The organism is Helicobacter trogontum (assembly GCF_000765905.2).
GTDB classification, from domain to species: domain Bacteria; phylum Campylobacterota; class Campylobacteria; order Campylobacterales; family Helicobacteraceae; genus Helicobacter_A; species Helicobacter_A trogontum.
Genome location: NZ_JRPL02000027.1, coordinates 18,312 through 30,058 on the forward strand (window position 1 = coordinate 18,312; position 11,747 = coordinate 30,058).

An 11,747-nucleotide genomic window follows, 5' to 3' on the forward strand; every position below is an offset into this window, starting at 1 on the left:
ACATACTCTTTGAATTATTTTTGATATTATTTCTTGGTGCGTGTTTTTACCTTTCAATCCCTATATATTCAGAGAAGATTATTTACATCCCTAAAGGTTCAACAAGATCAATTATAACACATCTGCAACACAAAGGTTATAATGTGAGTCTGATTGATACATATTTTTTGCGACTCATTGGCAGACCACAAAGTGGTTGGATAGAGTTACCACAGCAAACATTAAGTAAGGGGCAATTTTTAAATGCACTTGCAACCTCAAAAGCACCAATGAAAAATGTGACTTTAATACCAGGTGAGACAAACTATTTTTTCTTAAGGCAGATTGCAAAGACATTTAATTTTAGCGTGAGCGAATTGGAGACACTTTATAATAAATATGCTCCTTATAGTGATGGTGTTATCCTTGCAAACACTTATAGTTTGCCTTATCATGCTGACCCTGACTTTATCATGCAAACCTTAATCAATCAATCTCTTGAGAAGCATAAGCTACTTGCTATCAAATTTATAGGACATTATGATAAAGAGCAATGGTTTCAAATCATCGCAAAAGCTTCCATCATACAAAAGGAGGCAGCAAATGTTGCTGAGATGCCAATTGTATCAAGCGTTATAGATAATCGCATTGCAAAAAAGATGCCATTGCAAATGGATGGTTCTTTAAATTATGGGAAATATTCACACACTCGTATTACACCAGATAGAATCCGAAATGATCTGAGTGAGTTTAACACCTATAAACATAGTGGGATACCGCGTACGCCAAGTGGTAGTGTAAGTGTTGAAGCAATCCAGGCAGCAATAAATCCAGCAAATACAAATTATCTCTATTTTATGCGTAACAAGAGCGGTACACACGACTTTAGTGCAACCTATACAGAACACCTCAAAAATATAAAAAAGGTAAAAAATTAACACTCTGAGTAAAATTTGTGAATTTTTATCACATTTTAACTTCTTTTAAGTGAATTTGTAAGAGAATTGACTAACCAAAGCGAAACGCAATATCCCTAGCACTACACAAGATACCTTGATGTGCTACCTGTGTTTCACTTTGTAATTCCTTCGTGAAAAATAGGAGCATAACATGAATATACATGAATATCAAGGGAAACAAGTTTTGAGAAAATACGGGGTGGCGACGCCTCGTGGCAGAGTAGCCAATAATGGTTATGAAGCAAAAGCTATCGCAAATGAATTGGGCGGTAGTGTATGGGTTGTAAAAGCACAAATACATGCTGGTGGTCGTGGTAAAGCAGGTGGTGTGAAACTTGCTAAAAGCTTAGATGAGGTGGCAACACTTACAGATTCTATGCTTGGTATGACTTTGGTAACACATCAAACAGGACCATCAGGTAAAAAGGTGGGGCGTGTATATATTGAAGAAGGCTTAGATATTAAAAAAGAATTCTACATTGCGGTTGTATTAGATAGAGGACTTGAGATGCCGATATTCATCGCTTCCACAGAGGGTGGTATGGAGATCGAAGAGGTTGCAGAAAGAAGTCCAGAAAAAATCATTAAAGTAGCCATTGATCCTACTATTGGTTTCCGCTCGTTTCATGCACTTGAGTTAGCGCTTGGATTAGGGCTCACAAAGGAGCAACAAAAACCATTTAGCCAATTTGCAAAATCGCTTTATGATGTATTTATCAATGAAGATGCAGAACAGGTTGAGATTAACCCTATGATTCTTACAGGAGATGGGAGCTTTTTGGCACTTGATGCAAAGCTTGGTTTTGACAATAATGCTTTATATCGACATAGTGATATTGTTGCTATGCGTGATTTTACAGAAGAAGAGCTAAGTGAGATTGAAGCAAGTGAAAGCAATCTTAGCTATGTAAAGCTAGAGGGCAATGTAGGTTGCATGGTTAATGGAGCAGGACTTGCGATGGCTACCATGGACATCATTAAATATGAAGGTGGACAACCCGCAAACTTTCTTGATGTAGGCGGTGGTGCAAATCCTACAACGGTTGCAAAAGGTTTTGAAATCATCTTGAAAGACAAGAATGTAAAAGCTATTTTTGTCAATATTTTTGGTGGTATTGTGCAATGTGATAGGGTTGCAAATGGAATTATTGAGGCTACAAAGCTTACGAGTGTGGAAGTCCCAGTTGTTGTGCGACTTGATGGCACGAATGCAGAAAAGGCTAAAGAGATTCTAAAAACTGCTGGTATTAAAAATCTCATCGCAGCAGAGAATCTAAAAGATGGTGCACAAAAAGTAGTTACGGCAGCAAAATAAGTAGAATTAAAAAGTATTATGATAATGTTAAGGATGAAAAGATGAGTATTCTCGTAAATAAAGATACAAAAGTGATCGTTCAGGGTTTTACAGGAAAAGAAGGAAGTTTCCATAGTGAGCAGTGTATAGCTTATGGTACAAATATTGTCGGTGGTGTTACACCTAATAAAGGCGGAAGTGAGCATTTAGGTAAACCTGTGTTTAACACCGTGAAGGAAGCGGTTGCAAAAACTGGTGCTACTGTGAGCATGATTTTTGTTCCACCAGCATTTGTTGCTGATGCGATTATTGAGGCAGCAGCAGCAGGAATTAAACTTGCTGTTGTGATCACAGAAGGTGCACCTACAAAAGATATTATGTTTGCAAAGATGTATGCAAAAAAACAAGGCATGGATATGATAGGACCAAATTGTCCAGGTATCATTACGAGCGATGAGTGTAAAATTGGTATTATGCCAGGCTATATCTTTAAGAAATCTAGCACAAACATTGGACTTATTTCAAAAAGTGGAACACTCACTTATGAAAGTGCTAATCAGCTTGTAACACAAGGGTTAGGAATCTCAACTGCTGTAGGTATCGGTGGTGATCCAATTATTGGTTTGAGCTATAAGCAAATTTTACCTATGTTTGAAGCAGATCCAGAAACAAAGGCAATTGTTATGGTAGGTGAAATTGGTGGTAGCTTAGAGATTGATGCTGCTGCATTGATTAAAGAGCAGATTAAAAAGCCCGTTGTAGCATTCATTTCTGGTGCTACTGCACCAAAAGGTAAGCGAATGGGACATGCAGGTGCGATTGTAAGCGGCGGAAAAGGCACGGCTGCAGAAAAACAAGAGGCATTACGTGCAGCAGGTGTTATTGTGGCAGAGAGTCCAGCAGTTATTGGTGAAACAATGAAAAAACTTCTAGCTGATAAAGGCATCAAGTAATAAAAGTTATATATGTTATTGCCGTATTAACTCTACTGCAAACAGACACAGTTTGCAGTGATAAATTGGCATGTAAGTTTATGATTCTATGAAAATAGTTAGCTGGATTTTAGCCAACAGAATTTAGCGGTGGATTTTTATTATGTTTTGTGAGATCTATTTGCGAGATTATGTGTTTAAGATTAAACCCAAAAGTTCAAATTATTAAGGAGAACCTAAATATGTCAGATGTTTTAATGCCTGAAAACACGCCTGTGTGGGTCAATGAGAAACGCTGTAAAGCTTGCGATATTTGTGTATCGCGATGTCCTGCTGGAGTATTAGCAATGCAGCTTGATGCACACAAAGTGTTAGGTAAAATTGTAAAAGTTATGTATCCACAAAGTTGTATTGGTTGTATGGAATGTGAGTTACACTGCCCAGATTTTGCTATTACCGTTGCAGATAGAAAGAAATTTAAATTTGCAAAAACAGATAAGGCTGCACAAGAAAGAGCAGAAAAGATAAAAGCAAATCGATTTATGGCAATTGAGGAGGGTGTAAGCAATGCGTGAGGTAATTACAGGTGGCAACGAGCTTGTTGCAATGGGTGCTATTGATGCAGGTTGTAAATTCTATGGTGGATATCCAATTACGCCAAGCTCTGATGTTATGCATGAAATGGCACATTTATTACCACATCATGGTGGAAATTTTATTCAAATGGAAGATGAGATTAGTGGTATATCCGTAGCACTTGGTGCATCCATGAGTGGTGTAAAAGCGATGACTGGAAGCTCTGGTCCAGGCATATCACTAAAAGCAGAGCAAATTGGATTGGGTTATATGGCAGAGATTCCATTAGTTATTGTGAATGTTATGCGTCTTGGTCCATCCACTGGTATGCCAACAAGAGTAGGGCAGGGTGATGTTGCATTTGCAAAACATCCAACACATGGTGATTATAAGTCGATTGCGTTGGCACCAGGGACTTTAGCTGAAGCTTATACAGAAAGTGTGCGTGCGTTTAATCTTGCAGAAGAATTCATGCAACCTGTGTTTTTGCTGCTCGATGAGACTTTGGGGCACATGTATGGTAAAACACAGATTCCAACACTTGAGGAAATTCAAAAGAACAATAAGGTGAGAAAGCAATTTATGGGTGATCCAAAAGATTACAAACCTTATGGCGTAGGACCAGATGAGCCTGCTGTATTGAATCCTTTCTTCAAAGGTTATCGCTACCATATTACAGGTTTGCATCACGGTGCAATTGGATTCCCAACTGAAAATGCAGCTGAAGGGCAGGCCCTTATTGATAGATTGTTTAATAAAGTAGAAAGTAGAGCAGATTATCTAAGCAATAATGAAGAACTTTATCTTGAGGATGCTGATATTGCGATTATATCTTATGGTAGTGCTACATTGGGTATAAAAGAAGCATTGCATGAGTTGCGTAAAACTAATGAGATTAAAGCTGGTTTGTTCCGCCCTATTACAATTTGGCCTAGTCCAGAAAAAGAGTTAAAGAAAATAGGTGAAAGATTTAAAAAGATTCTCATGGTGGAATTAAATAAAGGGCAATATAGAGAAGAGGTTGAACGCATACTTGGACGTCGAGTTGAATTTATGGGGCGAGCAAATGGGCGAACTATAACGCCAAATGAAGTAATCGAAAAATTACGTTCTATGAAGTAGGTTGATAATAAAGGAAGAAATATGGCTTTTAATTATGATGAATATTTGCGCGTAGAAAAAATGCCAACACTTTGGTGCTGGGGCTGTGGTGATGGAGTGATTTTAAAAAGCATTATACGTGCTATTGATGCGGTTGGTTGGAATATGGATGATGTGTGTTTGGTGAGTGGAATTGGTTGTAGTGGCCGCATGAGCTCTTATGTAAATTGCAACACGGTGCATACAACACATGGTAGAACCTTGGCATATGCAACAGGTATAAAACTTGCAAACCCAGATAAACATGTAATCGTTGTAAGTGGTGATGGTGATAGTTTAGCAATTGGTGGGAATCACACCATACATGCGTGTCGTAGAAATATTGACATCAACCACATCATTGTTAATAATTTTATTTATGGTTTAACAAATTCACAAACTTCGCCAACGACACCAAAGGGATTTTGGACTGTTACAGCACCTGGAGGCAATATTGACAATCAGTTTGATATTTGTGAGTTGGGTGCAGCAGCGGGTGCGACTTTCGTTGCAAGGGAAAGTATTTTGGATCCTAAAAAACTTGAAAAAGTGCTTATTGAAGGCTTCAAGCATAAAGGGTTTAGCTTGTTTGATGTTAACTCGAATTGCCATGTGAATCTTGGGCGAAAAAATAAAATGGTAGAGGCTACTGACATGCTAAAATGGCTTGATTCTAGGATTTTGCCAAAACGAAAATATGACGAGTTGAGCGATGAAGAAAAGAAAGGAAAGTTTCCAACAGGAATACTAAAGCATGACACAGAAACAGAAGAATATTGTGAAGCGTATGCTGCATATAAGGCGAAAGTAACTGCAAAAGGAGGACATTAATGGAACATCAATTGCGATTTACGGGTGTTGGTGGACAGGGCGTTCTTTTGGCTGGTGAAATTTTGGCTGAAGCTAAAATTAGAGGTGGTGGTTATGGTGTTAAAGCTTCCACTTATACAAGTCAAGTGCGTGGTGGTCCTACAAAGGTTGATATCTTGCTTGATAGTGAAGATATTTTATATCCCTATGCAATGGATGGCAATATTGACTTTATGTTATCTGTTGCACAGATGAGTTATGATATCTATAAGTCTGGCATTAAAGAGCAGGGTATCGTGGTGTTGGAGCCAAACCTTGTGAAGCCTACGGATGAGGATCGACAAAGGTTTAGAATCTATGAGATTCCAATTATTACAATTGCAAAAGAAGAAGTGGGCAATGTAGTAACTCAAAGTGTTGTAGCCCTTGCAGCGACTGTTACTTTTACAAACTGCGTCTCTGAGGAGTTAGTGATTGAAACAATGCTGAGCAAGGTACCTGCAAAGGTTGCAGATCTGAATAAAAAGGCATATGAGCTTGGCAAGAAATATGCACTTGAATGTTTAAATAAATAACACCCCCCCCCTCCGGTTAAGATTTTTATCGTAAAAAACATTCTGTTCTAAGGCTTGTAAAAGCCTTAGAGTATAAAAAACCTTGTATCGTGCGAGAGGTTGACATTATTAATTCTTTATGTTTGCAGAAAAATAGTAGCTTTGTGTTTAATTTTAAAAAATATTCCTTGAAATATTTGAGAAGGGCAATCTTTCATAGTTTTTTGAAATACATAGAGATAAAATTAGAGGCAGAATAACTTACAGATGATAAGTGTCTGGTGGCTAAAAATTCTCATGAACTTAAAATATTATGGATTGCAGAGACCAAGACTTGTAAATATACAATCAAAACTACTACTTCAAATACATCTTGATTATATTTTTGTGTAATTCAAGAAATATACATCCATTTTAAGATATATTTTCATAGGTTTCACTTGTAGATATATTCGCAGATTCTTTTTTGATGCTTCTAAAAAACTATATAACAATTTTTTCAAAAAATTCTTCAATAAGGCATGTTTTGAAGGTTTTTATTTGTCTGAAATTTTATAGCTGTTTTTATATTGAAGAGATACACAAGTTTCTATTGGATTATTATCTTTATATGATAAAGTCCTTGTATTAAATTCAACCTCACAGGTATAACTAAGCTTTTGGGTTACCATGATACTTGGAGAGATTGAAAGCAAATTAACTTTGTAAATAATTTATATTTTGTAAATAATTTATATTTTACTTGCAAGAGGATGAGTAAAAGTATATAGCTTGTTTCATGTTTTAATGTCATTTAAGTACGACACAAATCTTTATTGCGATATTAGTGTTAATACTTCACTTTTGGTTTTTCAAGGCTTGAGGTTACAAAAAAGATTCCAAACTTTTTAAGATATAAAAACTCATTATAAGATTTTATTAACCGACACAAAGCATGATATGGAATCTGAAATATTTTTCTTAATCATCAATGCAATAGATAAAAACCTTTGAGCTCTATACCATCTGTTGGCCATAGTTGCAAAAATTATACAAATCTTTTATGTATTATAAAAGCCATACCTCTATTTTATATAAATCCTCATACGCCCATTATTTAAGACATAACCTTTTCTATTTTTAAGCTTTGTAACCACATAGATTCCATCGAGGTTGCGTATCAATGTATTTTGAAAATATGCAACCTCTTTTGGTGTGCATGGTTTGCGTGTGCTTGCTGCACCAGAAATAACTATTTTTGTGCTATCTTGCCAAAAAAACTTCGCCGTATAATCATTGCACCCAGCCTTTCCATAAAGCATATCCTGTGAACGATCAAGGTTAAAAGTCGCCCTAAATGTTATATTTGCTAGTATCGTAGCCGGTGTGCTTTCATCATCATTTTCATCGTCTTGATTTCTTTGTTTTAACTGCTCAAAACTAGCATTTAAATCATCAATCCTGCTTGATTGTCTCTGGACATTTGAGTCGTATGGATTTGTAAAGTAAGCATTTGGATTGCTTTGTAGTTGCTCTCTTGCTTGGTAGGCAAGTTCTTGTGGGCTTAGTACAACTTTATTGTCAATTTCAAGTTTTACAATTTGATAGTTGCTCCCCTCAAAAATACCTTTCATTCCAAATAGAAAACAACCACTAATGCTACATGCAATAAACAATAAAATAAAAAAAGAGATGACTTTTATAATTCTTTTCATATAATTCCTTATTTATTGGTAAAACCCATGCTTCTTGAAGCACCAAAAGCACCATCTTGCTCTTTTTTAACTTCTGCTACAAAGTCATCTAGACTAAATGTTAAATCTTTTCGTGTTGCGACTTTGTAGCACGTATTTGATACAATAATTTTTATTTGTCCACCACTAAGGTTAAATTCACTCAATTCTTTTGCAATATGTTCTTTTGTGACTGCAAAATCCGCATGTTTTGGTAAATGTAGTAACCAAATTTTCTCACGCATGGCTTTATCGGGCATATTGAAGAGTATTTTATAATGAAATCTCCTAGAAAATGCAGTATCAAGACTATCAACAAGGTTTGTAGTAGCGATTAAAATACCACAGAACTTCTCTATTTGCTCCAAAAATATATTTTGCATTTGATGATACATTCGACTTGTGCTACCAGCTATGTCATTGCGAGAACCTAATAGCTGATCTGCTTCATCAAGCAATAAAATAGGTTTTTCTTTTGTTCTTGTTGTTATGGCTTGATACTCATTAAAGATTTTGCGTACATTTTTTTCACTCTCACCAACATACATTGACAATACTTTTGAGCAATCAAGATAGAGAATTTTTTGTCCTAAATCTCTAGCAAGTCCATATGCACTTGAAGTTTTTCCTGTGCCACTAGCCCCATACAATAAGATTTTAGAATCTATATCTGCATGTTCTTTGATTCCCCATTTGTGTAAGAGTGTATGCACTTTAGGATTCAAATGCTGCAATAAAATTTCAAAATATTCTCTTACATGATCTTGTAAAATTACAGAATCTAACCCCTTTTTTGGTGCAATAATATCAAAAATCTCACTCTTTGCTACCTCGTCTTCAAGCAGTGCTTTTTGGGTCGATTTTTCGCACATAAGATTATTAAACACATGTTGTGGTATGCAAAACTCTTGCTCCATGAAAGACATATCTGAAAAAGATTCAAAAAGAGTGATGATACCTTCTTTTAACAGCTTTGCATTGTTTGTGAGCAGGTTTTGTAAAACTATTTTTTCTTCTTCATTTTTACCAAGTGAGACAATCTCTCTTAACGATAATCCAAATTCGCCATTATATTGAGCCTGTGCTAGAGAAATAAAGATTAATTTTTCATGGTAATTTAGATGATGCTTCTTAAAATATTGTTGCACTTTTATTGTTTTAGTATTTTTTGTAGCATTTGTATGAATAATGTTTGCTAGTATATTGTTAATGTAATCATCGCAGGATTGTGATAAATTTGTATTGAGTATGGGTTGAATTTTATTGTATTGACGCATGAGCTGCAGTCTTTTCCACTCATCTTGCAAATACTCAAGAGAGTTGTTATAAGTAGTATCTTTAATATCACTATCAAATAAGCGACCATGCTCTAAAAGCCTTAGAAGATTTGGACTAACACTAATGATTGCATTGCGTAGCTCAAGTGCACTCTCACATCTCTCTTGCACAAACCTATCTTGAGCAATTAGCCAACCAAGCCTCATTAGATGTAAGATTCCTTTTAAGTAGGGCAACACTTCAAAGCCCTTGGCATAATATCTTTGCTCTAAAAACATTTGAATGTCAACTTCATTTTCTCCACACATATATAGACTCACTATTTCACGCAGAATTGCAGCCTCGTGTTTAGAACAATTAAGTAGTGGAAATACTAGGCTCTTTTCTATAGAATCCGCGGAACAAAAATCGATCAAAAATTGCACAAACAACCTTTTTATATTTATTGCTATTTTCGCTTAGATTCTATCGTGTATATATTTTGAAATAACTAATATAGACTTATTTTCTATGCAATAATGATAATATAGAAATAATTCCAATATTATTGCGTATTTGCGTATTAATGGAACACTTATATTTACTTTTTGTTGTTTTTACCATATTTTCCCGTTATTTTTATTGACTTTTTAATATTTTTTTTGTAAAGTCGAAGAAGCTATGTAATATAAGCTAGTCTCATTTTGAAAGGATTAATGATGAAAAAACATGGAAGCGCTCTCTTTAGTCTTTCCTTAGGTAGTATTATGGTGGCAAGTATGTTTGGTAATTTAGAGGCAGCAAAGCTTTCTGATGTGATTAATAATGCAAGTATTGATGGATTTGCATTTGGTCGTATAAATGCTGTTGATGGAAGAGATGGAGAGGGCGTTAGATACCAGTTCCGCTTTAAACCCACAATTACTTCAGGGGCTATCTATGGTGTGAGTGCATCCGCGGGTATCTTCTTCTCAAAAGGATCTGCTACACCTGATAATAATTCAACAGAAAATGATATTGGTGGATCTAGAGGACAAACCATAGATTCTCTTGTAGATAGATTTAATATCGGAGATTTCTATATTACACTTGATGGAAAAGAGACATTGCATACAAAGTCTGTTGTAAGACTTGGACAAAGAAGTCCTGGTACTCCTTTTAATGACAATAACCTAGATAGGGCACTTGGGGTTTTTGCTGAGAATACTGATATAGGCGCTATGAACTTTGGTTTTCAATGGTGGGACAGCTGGATGGGTGATGACATATATATATCTTTACCAGGGATTGATTCAAAAGGTGCTGGTATTGGTAATAATGTGTTTATGGTTTATGTAAAAAGTGGTGCTGATTTTACAAAAGAGACTGGGTTATCCTATAATCTTTGGTATGCTGGGATTCATAGATGGGTAAATGCTATGGTATTTGGTGATATTGCCTATAGTGCGAATTTTGGGAATCAAAATCTAACATTTACTGGGCAAGTATCTTATACCTCAATGGCTAATCAACCATATATATATAGTGGTTCAGCAAATCTTAGAGGATTATTTGGTGGACACAATGCTGGTGGTATGTTGCCCACTGGACAGCAAGATTGGTATGCTAAAGATCGTGGTATGTATAATATTCGTGTTGATTATAAATATAATTTTACACAAGCAAGCGATGAAGAAGGTGGTGCAGGAAAGGTTGTAGGTTTCTTTGGTGCATCAGCTGGTTTTGCTGGTAGCTTTGGCGATGGTTATGGGACAATCATTGATAATACAGGTGGATTAAAGCTTGGTGGACATCTATGGAATAGCTATGCTGGGACAGAAGCAAATGGTTTTGGAATATTGGGTGTAGGCGGTTTTAAAAACTCATCTATTATCGTGCCTTACGTAAGGGCTGAAATGGGTTATAAAAAATTTAGCACAGCTCTTGATGTTGCCTATATTGACACATCGCATTTCTTTTATTTGCAAAAAGGCTCTCGTGGCAACAATCTAAATCAAACAGGATTGTTATACAACAATGCAAACTTTGTAAAAGCCGCAAGCTTTTTTGATGTTGCATTAAGTGCTACTTACAAATTTACAAGTAGTATTAATATGTTTGCAGCCTATGGTTATGCACTTGGGAATCCGCAATTTGGACGTTTTAGATTCCAAGTTAATTATGTGTTTTAGTTGACACACCTAGTTTAATTACAAAAGATGTAAGATCTGCATGACTTATTACTAGAGTGCTCTAGTCTATATATAATTGATTGTATAGAAAATTTTGCTATACATAGTCTTACACAAGGAAGCCATTTGCAAGGCTTTATAATAAAATAACATTGATTGATACTAAATACAATGTTATTTTTCTTCCATGTTATTTATCAACGAAGACTTAATTATTAATATGTTTTGTAAATACAACATTATGGGAATGGTAGAGATATTATGTGTATAACCGCATTTAAAATCAAAGTCATTTTACATTTAAAATCAAAGTGTGCTTGAATCCTGCATTTTTTGACTTTGATTTTAAATGTAAATTTTGTC

The 11,747-nt window shown here is 35.5% G+C and carries 10 protein-coding genes; 8 read left to right on the forward strand and 2 right to left on the reverse strand.

All coding sequences use genetic code 11. From position 1 onward, the window contains the following. Positions 1-2 precede the first annotated feature (2 nt). From mltG to LS81_RS09020, 7 genes are all read left to right on the forward strand, one after another. Positions 3-917 (forward strand): endolytic transglycosylase MltG, encoded by a 915-nt coding sequence (gene mltG / locus LS81_RS08990; RefSeq protein ID WP_233715945.1) that lies wholly within the window; start codon positions 3-5, stop codon positions 915-917. Positions 918-1,089: 172 nt separating this feature from the next. Further along, the gene (gene sucC, locus LS81_RS08995; RefSeq protein WP_034346601.1) at positions 1,090-2,253 is read left to right on the forward strand and encodes an ADP-forming succinate--CoA ligase subunit beta; all 1,164 of its coding nucleotides are present in this window, start codon (positions 1,090-1,092) and stop codon (positions 2,251-2,253) included. Positions 2,254-2,294: 41 nt separating this feature from the next. Further along, entirely contained in the window at positions 2,295-3,185 is an 891-nt protein-coding gene (sucD, locus tag LS81_RS09000; protein WP_034322981.1) for a succinate--CoA ligase subunit alpha, read from the forward strand. Between the two features lie 221 nt (positions 3,186-3,406). Further along, a complete protein-coding gene (locus LS81_RS09005) occupies positions 3,407-3,739 on the forward strand; it encodes a 4Fe-4S dicluster domain-containing protein (protein ID WP_034322978.1) in 333 nt (110 codons plus the stop codon). Then, a complete protein-coding gene (locus LS81_RS09010; protein ID WP_034346603.1) occupies positions 3,732-4,862 on the forward strand; it encodes a 2-oxoglutarate synthase subunit alpha in 1,131 nt (376 codons plus the stop codon). Before LS81_RS09005 ends, LS81_RS09010 begins: the two co-directional genes overlap by 8 nt. A gap of 21 nt (positions 4,863-4,883) precedes the next feature. Continuing rightward, positions 4,884-5,711 (forward strand): 2-oxoglutarate ferredoxin oxidoreductase subunit beta, encoded by an 828-nt coding sequence (locus LS81_RS09015; protein WP_034346604.1) that lies wholly within the window; start codon positions 4,884-4,886, stop codon positions 5,709-5,711. Further along, positions 5,711-6,265: a 2-oxoacid:acceptor oxidoreductase family protein gene (locus LS81_RS09020; RefSeq protein ID WP_034322343.1), complete on the forward strand. Its 555-nt coding sequence runs from the start codon at positions 5,711-5,713 to the stop codon at positions 6,263-6,265. Before LS81_RS09015 ends, LS81_RS09020 begins: the two co-directional genes overlap by 1 nt. A gap of 1,043 nt (positions 6,266-7,308) precedes the next feature. Here the strand turns inward: LS81_RS09020 and LS81_RS09025 are convergent. Both LS81_RS09025 and LS81_RS09030 read right to left on the reverse strand, forming a co-directional pair. Next, a complete protein-coding gene (locus LS81_RS09025) occupies positions 7,309-7,938 on the reverse strand; it encodes an META domain-containing protein (RefSeq protein WP_034346605.1) in 630 nt (209 codons plus the stop codon). Positions 7,939-7,946: 8 nt separating this feature from the next. Then, positions 7,947-9,659 carry an ATP-binding protein gene (locus LS81_RS09030; protein WP_034346606.1) on the reverse strand — a complete coding sequence of 571 codons (1,713 nt, stop codon included), beginning with the start codon at positions 9,657-9,659 and terminating at the stop codon, positions 7,947-7,949. Between the two features lie 273 nt (positions 9,660-9,932). On the opposite strand from LS81_RS09030, the gene LS81_RS09035 reads away from it, so the two are divergent. Further along, positions 9,933-11,384: a hypothetical protein gene (locus tag LS81_RS09035; RefSeq protein WP_034346607.1), complete on the forward strand. Its 1,452-nt coding sequence runs from the start codon at positions 9,933-9,935 to the stop codon at positions 11,382-11,384. Positions 11,385-11,747 lie beyond the last annotated feature (363 nt).